We start from the raw sequence: 16,530 nt of genomic DNA, 5'->3' as shown, positions 1-16,530 counted from the left end.
GCCGATATCCTAATCAGTGCTGCTAGGTACTCATTCCCAGGACGGAAATGGATCGGGCAGTTTCTTCCACGCGCCCATACCAAGCAGCAGTTCGCCTTCGCTTAGCAGGCAGCCATCCAGCGCTTCACGCATTTTATCTTTATCCAGGTTCTGACCGATAAACACCAGTTCCTGGCGCATATCGCCAAACGGCTCCTGCCACTTCTCCATAATAAACTGACGCGTTTCTGGGTCTGTTGGCCAACGCTCTTCGGGAATGGCTTTCCAGAACACCCCGGCCGGGCCGTGGTGGGCGATGCCGCCTGCCTGGCTCCACTGACCAGCGGCTTGCGGGCGAGTGGCGAGCCAGAAAAAGCCTTTCGAGCGCAACAGGCCCTTACCAAACCACTCCTGGTTCAGCAGATCGTGGAATTTCTGCGGATGGAAGGGGCGACGGGCATGATAAGCAAAGCTGCCAATCCCGTACTCTTCGGTTTCTGGCACATGCTCGCCGCGCATCTCTTTTAGCCAGCCCGGTGCCAACTGGGCACGCTCGAAATTGAACTTGCCGGTATCCAGTACTTTATTGAGCGGCACGCCGCCTTGAGTGATGGGTACCAGCTCCGCGTCGGGGTTCAGCGAATGCAGGATAGCCTTCAGCGCTGCTAACTCATTCTCACTGATCAGGTCAGTCTTGCTGATCAACAGCACGTCGCAAAACTCGATTTGATCAACCAGCAGGTCGGCGACATTGCGCTCGTCGTCTTCGCCTAAGCTTTCGCCCGCTTCGGCGAGGCTTTGCGCTTCGCGGTACTGTTCAAGAAAGTTGGCGCCATCCACGACGGTCACTAACGTATCCAGCCGGGCGAGGTGGGAGAGGCTCTGGCCGCTTTCATCTTCAAAGGTGAAGGTTTCCGCCACGGGCAGCGGCTCGGAAATCCCGGTGGATTCAATGACCAGGTAATCGAACTTGCCCTCTCGAGCCAACTGGCTGACTTCCACTAGCAAGTCTTCGCGCAAGGTGCAGCAGATACATCCGTTACTCATCTCTACCAAGCGCTCTTCAGAGCGGTTCAGAGCAACATCGCCATCCAGCGTCGACTCACCAGGGCCACCCCGCACCAGTGCACCGTCGATATTCACCTCGCTCATATCGTTAACGATGACCGCCACCCGGCGGCCTTCACGATTGGCAAGAATATGATTGAGCACGGTGGTTTTACCGGCACCTAGAAAACCCGACAGCACCGTCACGGGTAGGGGGGGAAATGCGGTCATTGCTAGGTCACCTCTAAATGGGTTTATGTTATGTGATAATATAACAATAAAGAGATGAGTTTAGAATAGCCTAGTGTTAGTTCATGTGAGGCTACTAAAGCGCGAGTAAAACACTGAACCGTTTCATGCAGGTTAACGTGTATGCGTGATTTATTAGTAATGGAAAAGCTTTAAGCATTTTATTTTTAACTAAAACAATGGCTTGAAAGATTTTTGAGAGTTTTGCCGATCTGGCTGAGAGTCCCGTATAATCGTTCTCATATAGCAGGAAAGGGTGGTTGCCCATTCCGCGCACACTGGAACTGTAGGGCTCAATGAATCAAAAACTGACGCTTCCCCACCTAGAAAGCTTGCTGATGCGCGCCTGTGACGACTTGCGCGGCAGCATGGATGCCAGCGAATACAAAGAGTACATTTTTGGCATGCTGTTTCTGAAGCGTGCCAGCGACTTGTTTGACGAACGCAGAGAAGAACTGCGCCAGAAATTTACTGCTCAAGGCATGAACGAGGAAGACATTGCCACTGAGCTGGAAGACGCTGATCACTACTCAGGGAAATACTTTTACGTGCCGCGGCGGGCCCGCTGGAATGAACCTTGGCAAGAGGTAGTCATTAAAGATGGGCAAAAGCAGCTTATTCAACGCCCTGCGCTTAAACACGTAAAAGAAAATGTTGGTTCTGCGCTGAACAAGGCCTTGGGGGCGATTGAAGAGGCCAATCCGGACGCCCTTCAGGATGTGCTTAGCGGCATCAATTTCAACCGTAAAATCGGCCAGCGCACGCTGGATGACGATACTCTTGCCGACTTTGTACAAAACTTCGAGAAGATCCCGCTACGCGACGAAGATTTTGAATTCCCCGATTTGCTGGGCGCTGCCTATGAATGGCTGATCAAATACTTTGCCGATTCTGCGGGTAAAAAGGCAGGCGAGTTCTACACCCCGTGGGAAGTCGTGCGGCTATGTGCTGAGGTCTGTGATCCAGAAGAAGGCATGAGCGTCTATGACCCCACGGTGGGGTCTGGCGGCATGCTGATTCAAATGCGCGACTTCCTGCGCGAAAAAGGCGGTGATGCCCGCGAGTTGGCCCTTTACGGCCAGGAAAAGATCGGCACCACTTGGTCTATCTGTAAGATGAACATGCTGCTGCACGGTATTTCCCATGCCGATATTCGCCAGGAAGATACCATTCGTGAGCCTCAGCACTTTGACGAGACCAACGAGCTTAAGCGTTTTGATCGGGTGGTCGCTAACCCACCCTTTAGTCAGAACTATCTCAAAAAAGACCTGAAATCACCAGGACGCTTTCCGGTAATGATGCCGGAGAAGGGCAAAAAAGCGGATCTGATGTTTGTGCAGCATATGCTGGCTGTGCTTAAACACGATGGCCGCATGGCCACGGTGATGCCTCACGGCGTGCTATTTCGCGGCGGAGAAGAACGCGAAGCACGCAAGTATTTTATCGAGCAAGGGTATTTAGAAGCCATCATTGGCCTGCCAGGCAACCTGTTCTACGGCACGGGTATCCCCGCCTGTATTCTAGTGTTGAACAAGGCGGGAGCCGAACCGCGCCGTAGCGATCAAGGCAGTGTCCTGTTTATCAATGCTGATCGTGAGTATCGCGAAGGTAAGGCCCAGAACCATCTACGCCCGGAAGATATCGACAAAATCATCTATGCCTATCGCCAGGGGCAAGCGATTCCCGGCTATGCTCGTCCGGTACCCATTACTGAGCTTCATAGCGAAGATTACAACTGCAATATCCGCCGCTACGTGGACAACGCGCCACCACCTGAGCCGCATGATGTCCGCGCTCATCTACACGGTGGCGTGCCGGTGCGGGAAATCGATAGCCTGGATCACTACTGGCAGAACTACCAAAACCTCAAAGCAGCGCTATTTGTCGCACGTGACGCCGACTATATGGATTTCGCCCCGACGCTAGCGGATAAGCGCGAGATTGCCGGATTGATTAATCAGCACCACGGTGTCCAGGTTGCCAATCAAACTGTCATGGACGTGCTGGAAGCGTGGTGGGATGACAACTTACCGATAGTGGAAGCCTTGGCCCCTGATGCCGAAAACCAGCAGGCTCGGCCCCGCAATGTTTACGTGATGCGTAGCCAGTTACTGCAGGGTATCGAAATCGCCCTCGCCAATAACGGCTTGCTTACCCCGTTTCAGGTGCGTGGTGCCTTTGCGACCTATATAGATAGCCTCAAAGCAGACTTTAAATCCATTGCCGCCAGCGGGTGGGGGCCGGAACTGATACCCGACGACGAGATTCTACAAAGTCAATTCCCCGATGTGCTGGAAGAGCAGGAGCAGGCTCAAACGCGTCTGGCCGAACTACAAGCGCTGTTTGCCGCTGCTGATGAGGAAGAGTTCGAAGATAGTGACGATAGCGGCGTGCTGCCCAGCGATGAGGTCAAAACCAAAAAAGACGAGCTCAAAGCGTTCAACGCCGAATGGAAAGCCCAGCTTAAAACCATCAAAAGCCTAGCCAACAACCTGTTCATCGAACTTAAACATGCTGACCTGCTGCCCGCAGGCAGTAAAAAAGCTTTTTACAGCAGCGAGGGCCTGACCAACAAAGCGCCCGAATTTAGCAACGGGCTGCGCATCGTCGGGCTGGCTGAGCAGCAAGGCTACGGCAGTGAGTGGATTATCCCACTGCGTGAAGCAGTGAGCCAAGCCCAACGGGCATGGAAAAGCGCCCAGCGCGCTGAGGCTAGCCTGAGTCGCCACAAAGCACTGGAAGACGAAGCCAAAACGCTGAAAAAAACGCTGAAGACTATCGAGCAAAAACGCGATGAGCTGGTTGCTAGTGCGCGCAAGAAAATCTCGATTAACGAGGCGCGCACCGTCATTATTGAGCGCTTGAGAACCCGCCTACTGGCTATTTACAGCGGCTACCTGCGCAGCGAGCAGCGCGCCTGCATCAAAGCCATCGAAAACCTGTGGGCTAAATACGCCGTTACCGCCCGTCAGATCGAGTTCGAACGAGATCAAGCATCGCAGCAGTTGCAGGAATTCTTGGTGGAGTTGGGGTATGAGTGATTTAGCAACGATTCCGCTCGGCAATTTAGCGAGCCTGCGGCGTGGGATAACTTATACTGAGTCAGCTCTTCGTGATAATCCTGAAGACGGTATACCATATGTAAACATGAAATCCTTCCTCAAGAATGGAGGGTTTAATAATAATGGGCTTAAATATTATTCAGGATTCTTTACTGACCAAGATCTAGTAGGTAAGAGTGATATTTTGATTGCCAATACAGATGTCACAAGAGAAGGAGACATTATTGGGGTTCCAGCTCTTTTTTTAGGGAACGTAAATAGCAACCAAATTCTTTACTCTCATCACGTAACGCGACTTAGGCTAGATGGTGCGCAGAGCGTGAGCTATTTGTTCTACTTGTTTTGTACGGACAGATATCGCCGAGAAATGAAGAAATACGCTCGGGGCACAACTGTTTTAATGTTAGACATGAAAGGTTTGCAGCGTATTCCTGTTACCTATCACGTTAATATCGCCCAACAAGATAAAATAGCCCGCATTCTGCAAACCATCGACCAGGCGATCGAAAAAACCGACACTCTGATCGACAAGTACCAGCAGATCAAAGCAGGACTAATGCACGATCTGTTTACTCGTGGTATCGGATCCGACGGAAAACTGCGCCCGCCACGCGAGCAGGCCCCGGAACTGTACAAGGAAACTCCGATTGGGTGGATTCCGAAAGAGTGGAAGATATCAGCTATTTCCAGTGTTTTAGAGTCGGTAGTTGATGGGCCATTCGGCTCCAATTTAAAAACCGAGCATTATGTCGAAGACCCTGGCGTTCGGGTGGTTCGTCTACAAAATGTTTTAAAGTACGAATATAACGACTCAGATAGAGCATACGTTTCTGACAGGCATGCAGGGAAGCTAGTAAGAAATAAAGTTATTGGTGAGGATGTTTTAATTGCCGGGCTAGGGGATGATAAATTTCCTGTTGGTCGGTCATGTATGTACCCTAATGGCTTGCCTTCAGCTATCAATAAGGCCGATTGCTTTCGTGCTCGATGTGTCTCGAGTATTGCGATGAATAAGTTTTTCATGCTTTTTTTAAACAGTATGTTGGCCAGAGGGCAAGTTCGTCGATACGAACAGGGAGTAACTAGACCAAGAATCAATACAGGAAACTTGAAGCAGCTGAACATAGCTCTTCCTTCTATCAAAGAACAAGCGGCTATTTGTAGCAAATTTAATCGTATTCAAGACCTTGTGGAGGTTGAAAAGAGGAGGTTAGCTAAACTTCAAAAACAAAAATCCGGCCTAATGCATGATCTGCTTACTGGCAAAGTGCCAGTGCAGGTTGAGCCGGAAGCCAAGCCTGAGCCGGTCAATGCCTAATCATTACCCGAACCTTAACGTCGACCAGGTGCTGATTTGGCAGATTACCCATCGCAGAACCCCCGTGGATTCTTGTGGGCTGTTTACTCACTGCGTATATCAAAGGTGTCAGCTATGATTTCCTACACCACTGGCAACCTACTTGAATCTGATGTTGAAGCCCTGGTGAACACCGTTAATACGGTGGGTGTGATGGGCAAAGGCATCGCGCTGATGTTCAAGAAGCGCTTTCCAGCCAATTACACCGCTTATGTACACGCTTGCAAAGAGGGGCGAGTACAAACTGGCCGTATGTTTGTGACCGAAACCACAGAATTAGTGAATCCGTGCTGGGTCGTCAATTTTCCTACGAAACAGCACTGGCGCGATAAATCCCAAATGCAGTGGGTTATCGACGGTTTAGCTGACCTGCGTAGTTTTATAAAAGAGTACAAGGTTCGCTCTATAGCCATTCCTGCGCTGGGCGCCGGTAATGGCGGTTTGGAGTGGGAGCAGGTCAAGCCTCATATTGAGCAAGCCTTAAGCGACCTGGATGAGGTGGCAATTATCGTTTATGAGCCTTTTGGCCATTATTAGCTCTGTCGGGGGCTGAACCGGAACAGGCAGTCACGAACTAAGATGCAAGCGTCAATACCCATTTTTGCGTAGTGGGTGATTGTTAGGCTTTTTTTGACATTTAATGTCAAAAATGTGGTTTTAAATAGTTTTTGTGAATGTTAAGTGCTAGATTTTGACCAGTATTGTCATTTTCTAGAGTCAGGGGTGTGTTTGATGCTCATTGAGATGAGTGTGGCCAATTTTCGATCGTTCAGTGGGGAGCAGACGTTTAGCTTGGTGAAAGGCAAGGGTGACGAATTACTGTCCACCAATACGTTTGAAGCGACTGCGGTCAACAATATCGAATTGCTGCGCTCGGCAGCTATCTATGGCCCCAATGCCAGTGGCAAATCCAATCTCTTGTTGGCGTTGGGCACCATGAAGCAGGTCGTGCTGGAATCGGCGGTCAATCTGCAGCGGGGCGATAAGTTGCCGGTGATGCCGTTTCGCCTAAGCGCGGAAACGCGCCAACAGCCCAGCGAGTTTGAAGTGACCTTTGTGGTTGGTAGCGTGCGCTACCAGTACGGTTTTGCCGCCAGTACTGAACGCATCCATGAGGAGTGGTTGTTGGCCTACCCGAAGGGCCGTGCCCAGCGCTGGTTTGGTCGCGCTTGGAACGTTGACGATCAGCGTTATGATTGGGAACTGGGCAGCAACCTAACCGGTGAAAAGCAGCTCTGGCAAAAATCCACCCGTGCAAATGCGCTTTTTTTATCCACCGCGGTGCAGCTCAATAGTGAACAGCTACAGCCTATTTTCGACTGGTTTAAGAATACGCTTCGCCTAGCAAACGTAGGTGGTTGGGGGCCAGGATTCAGTGCCTCACTGTGTGAAAATAGTAGCAAATCACAGGTGATGGATTTTTTGCGCGCTGCAGATTTGCATATCGACGATATTGTGGTTGAGTCCAAGCCATTTGATCTTGAAACGCTGCCGGAAGGAATGCCGGAACCCCTCCGTGATGTTATCGCTGGGAATATGAAGGATAAGACGGTCCTTGATATTAAAACGGTGCATAAGGATAGCGACGGTAAGGCGGTTACGTTTGATTTTGAAGACGAGTCTGACGGCACACAAAAGCTATTTTCTTTCGCCGGGCCTTGGATCGACTCACTGACTAACGGCTATGTCCTGTTTATTGATGAGCTTCACGATAATCTCCACCCGCGCTTGGTGCAGTTTTTGGTGCAGCTGTTTCATAACCCAGAGACCAACCCGAACAATGCACAGTTGGTGTTCACTACTCACGAAACATCGATTCTGAACCAAGAAGTATTTCGGCGTGATCAAATCTGGTTCTGCGAGAAAGACGAGAGCCATGCGACAGCGTTGTATCCGCTGACAGATTTTAGCCCGCGCAAGGGACGAGAAAATCTGGAGCTGGCTTATCTTTCTGGGCGCTATGGCGCTTTACCCTTTATTCGGTCGCTAGAGCGGGCCAGTTGATGGGTACGGATAATCTGTTTCATAAACGTAAGGCAAAAAGCGCTAAAGGGTTACAGCGCCGTGCAGCAAAGCGCGATGCGTATGCCAAAGTGCTGATTGTCTGTGAGGGAGAAAAAACTGAGCCTCACTACTTCCATGGTCTTAGAAATTACTACGGGCTCAATACGGCCAACGTAGAAGTGTCTGGTGAAAGTGGCTCAGACCCAAACAGCGTGGTGAGATTTGCAAAGCAACGCTTCCGAGAAGAAAAGGACGCGGGTGATGCCTTTGATAAGGTATTTTGTGTGTTCGATAAGGATACTCACCATCACTATAGTGAGGCGCTGGGTTCAATAGCGGCTGCACAGCCTCGCGACACCTTCATCGCTATTAACTCAGTACCCTGTTTCGAGTATTGGTTGTTGCTACATTTTGTTTATAGCACTAAGCCGTATGTGGCTTTATCGGGCAATAGCGCGGGTAACCAAGTGCTCTCTGAGCTTCAAGCTTATCTGCCAGGTTATGAGAAAGGTTCGGAAGATATCTTTATGAGGTTGCTGGGCCAGTTGGAATTTGCCAAGAGTAACGCCGAGCGCTCACTGCGCCAAGCGGAGGCTAGTGGAACTGACAACCCGACGACCCGAATACATGAGCTGGTAGGTTTTTTACAGACGATCAATCAACCGATATGACACACAATAATACGCATAGATGTGGGAAGGGTGAACTTGTCTGAATACACCGAAGTAGAACAGCCGTTTCTGCACCAGTTGCAGGCGTTGGGTTGGGACGTCATTGACCAGGGGCAGGAAATACCGTCCGACCCGACCCGAAGCCATCGCGTCAATTTTCGTCAGTGGCTGCTGCCAGAGGTGTTTAACCGGGCAGTAGCGGCGCTCAATGTTGGTATCGAAAAGGGCACTTGGCTGACTGATAAGCAGCTAGTGGATTTGCACGAGCAGCTGTTGCGTCAACCGAATCGCACGCTGCTAGAAGCCAATGAGGCCGTGCAGAAGTTGTTGTTAAAAGCTCAGGTGGACGCCAACGAAGAGACTGGTGAACAAGATCCCGTCGTTCGTCTATTTGACTTTGATTCCCCTGAGAACAATCACTTTCTTGCCATTAATCAATTTCGTATTGATACCCCCGGCTGCGTCAAACAGTTCATCATTCCTGATGTCGTGCTGTTCGTGAACGGTCTTCCGCTGGCTGTGGTGGAGTGCAAAAAGGGTGGCCCCACTTGTGCTAACCCCATGGCTGAAGCTTATAGCCAACTTCAACGCTATATGAACCGGCGTGAAGATACCGCTCGGCAGGGACTGAAAGAGGGTGAACCCCGGCTTTTTCATAGCAATCTATTGCTAATTCGCAGCAGCGGCGTGGAAGCTGACTATGGCACGATCACCTCCGGCGAAGAGCACTTCTACCCATGGAAAGTAGGTGATTCTAAAAAGAAAAGAACCGGCGAGGATGCCGCAGCCGAGAGCATGAACCAGCAGCAGCAACTGATTAGCGGCATGCTCAATAAAGCCAACCTGCTGCGGATTTTACGTACCTCATCGGTGTTTATGGATACCGACGAAGGCTCCCGCATTAAAGTAGTGTGTCGCTATCAGCAGTTCCGTGCAGCGAATAAGATTATCGAACGACTGCGCAATGGCCAAGCCGTGGAGGATAGAAGTGGGGTGGTTTGGCACACCCAGGGCTCTGGTAAAAGCCTGACGATGGTGTTTGTGGCGCGGATGATTCGTGCCTCGACAGATTTGTACGATTACAAGTTGGTGCTTATTAATGATCGCACTGATCTAGAAGAGCAGCTGGCAGAAACCGCAACCCTGATTGGTGGGCGGGTGAATGTGATCGAGAACCGGCAAGCGTTACGCTCTGACCTGGCCACTGACCAGTCCGACGTTAATATGGTAATGGCACATAAGTTTCAGGTTGCCGACCAGAGCTTGCCGCTATCGGTAGCCGAAGCCTTGGGCACATATCAAGCGATTCCGAGCAAGAGTACGTTCGGTGTGGTCAATTTATCGAGCCGCATATTGCTGATGATTGACGAGGCCCACCGTACCCAAAGTTCAGAGTTGGGCGAGAACATCTTCGAGGCCTTCCCAAATGCCGCACGCATTGCCTTTACCGGTACGCCGTTGATCACCGAGCGTCATGGCGAGAAACGCACGGTTAAACGCTTCGGTGATTATATTGATAAATACAGGCTGATGGATGCAGTAGAGGATGGCACAACACTACAGATTCTTTATGAGGGGCGTACTTCGGATGCCGCGCTGAACGAGAAGCATGCTTTCGAAACGAAGTTCGAGAATCTATTTAAGGATCGCTCCGAAGAAGAGCTGCTGGCCATTAAGAAAAAGTACGGCGCTACGGGGGACATATTAGAGGCCGAGCAGCGAATTGAGGCGATAGCGAAAGATATGGTCGCGCATTACCTAGCGCATATTTTTCCGAATGGCTTTAAAGCACAAGTGGTGTGCCACTCCAAACTGGCGGCAGTGCGATACCAGAAAGCTATCCACCGGGCGCTTGCTGAGGCAGTAGCAAAGCAGCGTAATGAGCCTGTACCCGATGAGGAACGAATTCGCCGCATCCAATTCATCAAAGCGGCCGTCGTACTCTCTAGCGATGGTACTAACGAGGCCGCCTACATCACAGAAGCTCGCAAGCAGGCCAGGGCCTGGAACGCGGTAGAAAATTTCTGTAGACCTTTTGCTTTCGACGACCCGGATAAGCCCTATAGCGGTATCGCCTTTTTGATCGTGTGCGACATGCTGCTGACGGGCTTTGACGCGCCCATCGAACAGGTCATGTATCTGGATAAGAAAATTCGTGAACACACGCTGTTGCAAGCTATCGCTCGAACAAATCGGGTGAAAAAAGGTAAGCAACGTGGCTATGTGGTGGACTATGTAGGGCTAACCCACAGGCTTACCGAAGCATTAACGCTGTATGCTGCCACGGATGAACAGCAGGAACTCGCCAGTGGCTTGAAGAATATCACGTCTGAAATGCCTGTATTGCAAGAGCGCTATCAGCGTCTTTTGCAGATGTTTGCTACTCATCATTTGGTCGGTGTACAGGCTTTCGTAGAGGGCAAGTTGCCGGATGTTGAAGACGATGCCTCAGTCGTACATGCGGCGGTCACACTGCTTAAGGACGAGAAGCTTAGAGCGGATTTCGATGTCTACCTGAAAAAATTCTTGAGCAGCATGGATATTATTTTGCCTCATCGTGCTGGTCAGGCGTATCGCGTACCTGCCAAACGACTAGGCTATATTCAAAGCGTGGCCAAAGAGCGATACAAGGATGACTCTCTGAGTCTAGGTGATGCGGGGCAGAAGGTACGCGATTTAATCAATGAGCACCTTATCAGCCTGGGTATTAATCCTAAGGTGCCTCCGGTGGAGCTGCTGTCTGAAGATTTTCTAGATCAGTTAAACGCACACTCAGGCGATAATGCCGAAGCTAAAGCCAGTGAGATGGAGCATGCTATTCGCAAGCATTGCACTGTGCATCACGATGAAGATCCAGCGTTTTATAAAAGTCTCGCGGAGAAGGTAGAGCAACTCATCGATCGCCACCAGGGAGAGTGGGATAAGCTTGCTGAAGAACTGGTGAAACTGCGTAAAGTTGCGTCACAAGGCCGTCAAGCTGGCGATGCGGGGATGAGTAAAGAGGCGACCACTTTTTACGAGCACGTTGCTTTAGAAGCTTTTGACGGAGGCAAAATACCTGCCAGTGCACAGCCAAAGATTAAAGCACTCATGGAAGCGATTGTAGAAACCTTACAGCAGAGTATTGGCAGCATCGATTTTTGGCACAATGCCGACAAGCAGAAACGCACTAGAAGCGAGATTAAAACGGCGCTTACGCTCACTGGGATTGATGAGTTGAAAACCAGCCGAGAACGCCTCGCGGTTGAAATTATGAAATTGGCCAAAAATCGGCATGAAACATTACTCAGCGGCGCTAAGAGCGAAGAGAATCAGCAATGATCGCGAGAAAAGTAAGAGACATTGAGTATCATCTGCTTCCCAGTAGCACCCGAAAGACTACCGATATTGTGATTGAACGAAACGGGCAGGTGGTGGTGCGTCCTCCGGTTAACTACTCGCTGGAGCAGGTAGACGCATTAGTAGTCAGCAAGCGTTTGTGGATTTACCGCAACCTAGCAGAGTGGAAGGATTTAAATGCCACCGCTGTTACTCGGGAGTGGGTCAACGGAGAAACATTTCTCTATTTGGGCGGCGCTTATCGGCTGGCGTTGATATCCCATCAGGATAAGCCGTTAAAGCTCAAAGAAGGCCGCTTTTGTCTGAGCCGTGAACTCATCGAAACGGGTGGCACGGCCGCCGCAAGAGCCGCTTTTGAAAATTTCTATAGCGAAAAAGGCCAGCAGCGCTTCGCTGACAGAGTGGCTTTTTTCGCCCCCAAAGTGGGTGTAGAGAATCCTGCTATTAAAGTGAAGGATATGGGCTACCGCTGGGCCAGTTGCGGCCGCAGTGGCACGCTGAATTTTCATTGGAAATGCATGATGGCCCCGCCAAGAATCATCGACTACATCACCGTCCATGAGCTTTGCCACTTTCATCACCGCAATCATTCAGACGCTTTTTGGAATGAGGTTGATAAGGTCCTCTCTGATTGGCGTGAGCGTAAAGAGTGGCTACGCAAGCGCGGAGCTGGTTTAGATATATGATCGTTGATGTGCTTTAGGCATCGAAACCAACCAATGTTCCTCCATTGGGAGGATGGTTAAACTGTGTAGTTTCTGAAGAACAGCAAATTTATTAACGATTAGCGCTTATATTGTGTGGGACAGTAGCCGCGTAGAACATCCGGTGAACGCAAAGCGGTATGCTTTGTCGCGCGGCCAGTGACACGTTTACGCCATAGGCGAAACGAAGCGGGTTTGAGTTGGTGGCGCATTACCTCAATGACATCCTGTTCGGCTAAACCATATAGGGTTTCAATCGCTTCAAATGGCGTTCGATCTTCCCAGGCCATCTCGATAATGCGTGACTGCTCGTCATCGGGTAAGCGACGAAAGCGTTTAACGGGTGCTTTTGGCATCGATCACCTCGATGTATTGGAAGGGTGGGGTTTCAGGTTGCGGACAGTGTAGCGCTTTTTAACATACCAGCGCAGCGCATCAATCACGACGAAAATCGCCAAACTTACACCCAGTATGGGCAGTGCTACGCCAAGCACGATAGCGACGAACAGCACGCTGGATTGGGCCGTAAGCGGGAGCATGATCCAGGGCTCGGTTACCGTTGGAAAGCGCTGACCACTCGCCGTGCGCAGCCGCCGCCATGCCATTACGTAACCCCACACCATAAGCGTCACCAGCCCAGCGGCGATTAACGCCAACACTATTTGATTAGCGATACCAAACAGTACGCCCATATGCAGATCAATCCCCCAGCGGGTCAGCTTGGCGGCTAGCGGAAAGCTGGCGAAGTCGGTTTGATCGGTCACCGCCATGCTGCGCGGATGCAGCGCCACTTGGTCTACCTGCGTAGGCCACTGGCGGTCAATTTCTGCTATCCGCCACGCCTGCTGGGGGCCGCCCGGGGGCGTTAGTTGGATGCGCGCCGCGCTAATCCCCGCCTTACGAGCAGCGCTCATCGCCCGGTCAAAGTCCTCAAGCGTGATAGACGTGGCGACCATTGCCATATGGCCGTGATGCTCAGCATGTTCATCAGCTACCTGGCTATCGCTATCGATCAGTGTCGTTGAGGCACTTGGTGTGCCCCAGCCCCAGGCATGGCGAAGTTCTGCAATATTACCCCCTGCCCACTGTGACCAAGTGAGCCCTGTTGCCGAAAAGAACAGCAGCCCGAGGGAAAGCACTACGCCTAGTGTTGCGTGGCGCTGGCGTGTGGTGTGGGCACCTGAAAGCGCTTTCAGTGCACGGCGTTGGCGAATCCACAGCGTGATGCCACCCAGCGCGGCAAGCCAAAGCCATGAGGCAGCCAGCTCACTATAGAGACGCCCCGTCTCGCCCATTAACAGCTGGCGGTGAAAATGATCGATCGCTGTGCGTAGCGGTAAAATACCGCTGGTACCGTAAACCGTTGTATCACCAGTCACTTCCAGTGAAATAGGGTCGACAAACAGCGCACGATGTTCAGAAGGCCCCAGTCCTGGCTCGCTAAACATTAGCCGGGTAGTGTCGCCTAGTGTCGGTGCAGGGCGCACTGCGCTGGGCAGGGTTGGGGCGCCCAGGTGCCGCTGGGCAGCAGCGATCTGTTCAGCAAGTGGTTGAGGCTCACCCTGCGTAACGCCATACAGGGTGTCATGGTAGAGCCACTCTTCAAGGGGTGGGCTCAGTAAGTAAGCAATACCGGATAGTGCCGCGATGAGAATAAAAGGGCCGATAAAAAGGCCCGTATATAAGTGGAGGCGGCTAAGTAGGGCAAAAAGAAGTTTGCTAGTGCGGCTAGGGGAACGGGCTGTCATTCGCTGAATCCGAGTGGTATCGGTAAAGTAGTGCGACAGCTTAGATAGTTTACTTAACGATCGCTAGCCTTCACGCAGCGGTAAAAAGTCACACGATTAATGTTTAGAAGGCACAGGCTTGTAGGCTAGCAGTGCACGGAATAAGCCACTCATCAGTACCGGTTCATCATGACGAATCTGGAAGCCAGCCTTGGTGAGGAGTGGCTGCGCTTGACGAGTAATATCGGTCGCAAGCGCTGATGTTAGCTGGTTCAGGAGGCGCCGACCCGGCCCTGCCGGGTGTTCATCCGGCTGAAACTTATCCATCACACACAGCTGTCCGCCGGGTTTTAGCACACGGTGCGCTTCGGCAAGCCCTCGTTGAGGGTCAGGCATTACCGCAATAATCAAATGCATGATGACAGCATCAAAGTGCTCGTCGGGGTAGCTAAGCGCCTCGGCATCCATTACACAGCACTCAACATCGCGGCGAAGGGCTTCGGCCCTTTTAGCCGCGCGCTTCACCATGGCTGGAGCGATATCGGTGGCGTGCAATTCGATATCATGAGGCAGAAAAGGCAGGTCTAACCCTGTTCCGGCACCTATCAACAGCACTCGCATACCGGGCTCCCAATCCACTTGGCCAAGCGCAATACGCCGCGGTCTGCGAAACGCACGGGCGACTACCGTATCGTATAAAGGTGCGTACACGTTGTAGCGTAGGCGATTCCATGCGGTGGTGTTGAACATAACGCCTCTTTGCAGCGCAACGCTGCGATTGCTGAAGAGCGGGTGTCGACCATCTACATCAAACTACCTATAGCATGAAAGTAATTATTTAACCAATAGAGTATGTCCTTGTTGTATAGCTGATTTTATAAAAAAGTGTTGTAAAAATAATGCTATTCCTCTGTTTGTTTCGTTGCGTCTGATTTATAAGGTAGTAAAAGCCACATGAGCTTTTAATTGATTTTTTACTGCGATTGATGATTGGTTTTAAGGTTTTAGAAGAGAGCTCTTATCGCTGTGAATCATTAGCCTTTTTGTAGGCGTTTGGTTAAGTTTTCAACGATATCGATAACCAGCATGCGATCATCTTGATTTAAAGGCTCTAAAAGCTGTTTCAACCTGCTTGTTTGATCATCGATATGAGAACTTGCTTGCCCAAACAACTCCGCGGCTTCGCAGTTGAAAATTTCAGCAAGCTCTATTAGCCGCACAATGTTGGGAATCACCCGCCCGCGCTCAATTCGCGAAACGGCTTCATTACCAACACCTAAGCGCTCAGCAACTTCTTCTTGGGTCAATTGACTGCGCACCCTCTGCTTGGCAATGGCCCGGCCAATACTGCCCGCCAGCCGTTTCTGTTCTGTTTTATTCACAATGCCCTCCATTAGACCTAGATGGTTGAGGAACGACCTATTGACATGAAGGGCTGTTTAGGTTGAATATCATCTTCTAAGGTTGATTTGGATGCTGATAGTTACTTTTTGTTTCATTTGGCTACCTAGTGAAATGCATAATGAGCGATGTTAATTAAATTGTTCATTTAAAAAACAACCCTAAGTATGGAAATGAAAAAAACTGTAGCTATAAGGTGAATAGCTGGTCGTAGATTGAGAAATACACGAGATGATGATGTTTTTTAATAGCAATGTTTGAGTTCTTTTAATGATTTTTTTTGAAATTATTAAAAATTTTTTAAATTAATAGTTTTTGAGTGTTAAATAATATTCGTTTTATAAATTTTTAATGTTTTATCGACAGCTGAAAATGTTTACGCGGCGAGCGGGTGCGTTTTTTTTGCAAAAATACTTTTCAAAAAATCGGGTGAGAAGCTTGATGTGTAAATTCGAAGGCGCTTAATAACATGCTCCCTACTTCTGCTCCAGAGATTTTTCGACAGTTGGCGGATAAGTTATCTAACGTCAGTGAAGAAGGGTTTTTTCAACACCTTGTGAAGTCCTTGGCGGACATCCTTGGAGTTAATCATGTCGTTGTTGAACATGTCGATAGCCATCAGGGCATTTTGACAACGCTGGCGGTATGGTCTCAGGGCGAGTTCATTGAGACGGCCCCATATTCGCTACAAGGTACACCATGCCAACAGGTCGCCGAACACTCGCGACTTTATGTACCTTCTCAGGTTCGTCAGCAGTTCCCAGATGATCAACGCTTGGCCGCCTTGAGAGTTGAGGGGTATTTGGGTGTCGCTATCGCAGCACCTGGAGGGGGCTTCTTGGGCGTCATTGCGCTAATGCACTCCTCTGCTCCTGGATTCATAGAATAAGCGCAGCACTTTGGATCACAAGGTAGAGGCAGGAGGGCCAGCGCCGGTACCCTCTCTGCCTTACCTACCAAAGTGAAGCAGAGCATGGGATACCGACAACT

At 50.5% G+C, this 16,530-nt stretch carries 13 protein-coding genes; 8 read left to right on the top strand and 5 right to left on the bottom strand.

Annotated features, from left to right (window positions below; all coding sequences use genetic code 11):
* Positions 1–30 precede the first annotated feature (30 nt).
* Positions 31–1,257 carry a zinc metallochaperone GTPase ZigA gene (gene zigA / locus HZS80_RS04815; protein WP_179915309.1) on the bottom strand — a complete coding sequence of 409 codons (1,227 nt, stop codon included), beginning with the start codon at positions 1,255–1,257 and terminating at the stop codon, positions 31–33.
* Positions 1,258–1,571: 314 nt separating this feature from the next.
* On the opposite strand from zigA, the gene HZS80_RS04810 reads away from it, so the two are divergent.
* The 7 genes from HZS80_RS04810 (at position 1,572) to HZS80_RS04780 (ending at position 12,394) form a co-directional block, all read left to right on the top strand.
* Complete coding sequence (locus HZS80_RS04810; RefSeq protein ID WP_179915308.1) at positions 1,572–4,316, top strand: type I restriction-modification system subunit M; 2,745 nt, start codon at positions 1,572–1,574, stop codon at positions 4,314–4,316.
* The gene (locus HZS80_RS04805) at positions 4,309–5,655 is read left to right on the top strand and encodes a restriction endonuclease subunit S (protein ID WP_179915307.1); all 1,347 of its coding nucleotides are present in this window, start codon (positions 4,309–4,311) and stop codon (positions 5,653–5,655) included. Before HZS80_RS04810 ends, HZS80_RS04805 begins: the two co-directional genes overlap by 8 nt.
* Positions 5,656–5,769: 114 nt before the next feature.
* The gene (gene darG / locus HZS80_RS04800; protein WP_179915306.1) at positions 5,770–6,231 is read left to right on the top strand and encodes a type II toxin-antitoxin system antitoxin DNA ADP-ribosyl glycohydrolase DarG; all 462 of its coding nucleotides are present in this window, start codon (positions 5,770–5,772) and stop codon (positions 6,229–6,231) included.
* Positions 6,232–6,426: 195 nt separating this feature from the next.
* A complete protein-coding gene (locus HZS80_RS04795; protein WP_179915305.1) occupies positions 6,427–7,698 on the top strand; it encodes an AAA family ATPase in 1,272 nt (423 codons plus the stop codon).
* On the top strand, positions 7,698–8,369 hold the full coding sequence (locus HZS80_RS04790) for an RloB family protein (RefSeq protein WP_179915304.1): 672 nt from the start codon (positions 7,698–7,700) through the stop codon (positions 8,367–8,369). Before HZS80_RS04795 ends, HZS80_RS04790 begins: the two co-directional genes overlap by 1 nt.
* A gap of 36 nt (positions 8,370–8,405) precedes the next feature.
* On the top strand, positions 8,406–11,690 hold the full coding sequence (locus HZS80_RS04785; protein ID WP_179915303.1) for a type I restriction endonuclease subunit R: 3,285 nt from the start codon (positions 8,406–8,408) through the stop codon (positions 11,688–11,690).
* Complete coding sequence (locus HZS80_RS04780) at positions 11,687–12,394, top strand: M48 family metallopeptidase (protein ID WP_179915302.1); 708 nt, start codon at positions 11,687–11,689, stop codon at positions 12,392–12,394. Before HZS80_RS04785 ends, HZS80_RS04780 begins: the two co-directional genes overlap by 4 nt.
* A 98-nt stretch (positions 12,395–12,492) precedes the next feature.
* Here HZS80_RS04780 and HZS80_RS04775 read toward each other — a convergent pair whose 3' ends face one another.
* The 4 genes from HZS80_RS04775 to HZS80_RS04760 all read right to left on the bottom strand — a co-directional run bounded on the left by HZS80_RS04775 (position 12,493) and on the right by HZS80_RS04760 (position 15,521).
* Positions 12,493–12,768 (bottom strand): TIGR03643 family protein, encoded by a 276-nt coding sequence (locus HZS80_RS04775; protein WP_179915301.1) that lies wholly within the window; start codon positions 12,766–12,768, stop codon positions 12,493–12,495.
* Positions 12,769–12,771: 3 nt separating this feature from the next.
* Complete coding sequence (locus HZS80_RS04770; protein ID WP_179915300.1) at positions 12,772–14,160, bottom strand: PepSY-associated TM helix domain-containing protein; 1,389 nt, start codon at positions 14,158–14,160, stop codon at positions 12,772–12,774.
* A gap of 96 nt (positions 14,161–14,256) precedes the next feature.
* Complete coding sequence (locus HZS80_RS04765; RefSeq protein WP_179915299.1) at positions 14,257–14,889, bottom strand: class I SAM-dependent methyltransferase; 633 nt, start codon at positions 14,887–14,889, stop codon at positions 14,257–14,259.
* Positions 14,890–15,173: 284 nt separating this feature from the next.
* On the bottom strand, positions 15,174–15,521 hold the full coding sequence (locus HZS80_RS04760) for a helix-turn-helix domain-containing protein (protein WP_179915298.1): 348 nt from the start codon (positions 15,519–15,521) through the stop codon (positions 15,174–15,176).
* A gap of 488 nt (positions 15,522–16,009) precedes the next feature.
* Here HZS80_RS04760 and HZS80_RS04755 point away from each other — a divergent pair, with 488 nt between their 5' ends.
* Positions 16,010–16,429 carry a GAF domain-containing protein gene (locus tag HZS80_RS04755; RefSeq protein ID WP_246361720.1) on the top strand — a complete coding sequence of 140 codons (420 nt, stop codon included), beginning with the start codon at positions 16,010–16,012 and terminating at the stop codon, positions 16,427–16,429.
* Positions 16,430–16,530: the final 101 nt, after the last annotated feature.

Origin of the sequence: Vreelandella glaciei, from assembly GCF_013415125.1 — a bacterium.
GTDB lineage: Bacteria > Pseudomonadota > Gammaproteobacteria > Pseudomonadales > Halomonadaceae > Vreelandella > Vreelandella glaciei.
Note: the sequence above shows the minus strand (reverse complement) of the source record. Positions and strands in the feature narration are given on the sequence as shown.

Coding starts and splice junctions, on each gene's coding strand:
- HZS80_RS04795 (WP_179915305.1), top strand. CDS start 6,427: ATGCTCATTGAGATGAGTGTGGCCAATTTTCGATCGTTCAGTGGGGAG.
- HZS80_RS04770 (WP_179915300.1), bottom strand. CDS start 14,160: ATGACAGCCCGTTCCCCTAGCCGCACTAGCAAACTTCTTTTTGCCCTA.
- HZS80_RS04755 (WP_246361720.1), top strand. CDS start 16,010: ATGCTCCCTACTTCTGCTCCAGAGATTTTTCGACAGTTGGCGGATAAG.
- HZS80_RS04805 (WP_179915307.1), top strand. CDS start 4,309: ATGAGTGATTTAGCAACGATTCCGCTCGGCAATTTAGCGAGCCTGCGG.
- HZS80_RS04775 (WP_179915301.1), bottom strand. CDS start 12,768: ATGCCAAAAGCACCCGTTAAACGCTTTCGTCGCTTACCCGATGACGAG.
- HZS80_RS04765 (WP_179915299.1), bottom strand. CDS start 14,889: ATGTTCAACACCACCGCATGGAATCGCCTACGCTACAACGTGTACGCA.
- zigA (WP_179915309.1), bottom strand. CDS start 1,257: ATGACCGCATTTCCCCCCCTACCCGTGACGGTGCTGTCGGGTTTTCTA.
- HZS80_RS04790 (WP_179915304.1), top strand. CDS start 7,698: ATGGGTACGGATAATCTGTTTCATAAACGTAAGGCAAAAAGCGCTAAA.
- HZS80_RS04810 (WP_179915308.1), top strand. CDS start 1,572: ATGAATCAAAAACTGACGCTTCCCCACCTAGAAAGCTTGCTGATGCGC.
- HZS80_RS04780 (WP_179915302.1), top strand. CDS start 11,687: ATGATCGCGAGAAAAGTAAGAGACATTGAGTATCATCTGCTTCCCAGT.
- darG (WP_179915306.1), top strand. CDS start 5,770: ATGATTTCCTACACCACTGGCAACCTACTTGAATCTGATGTTGAAGCC.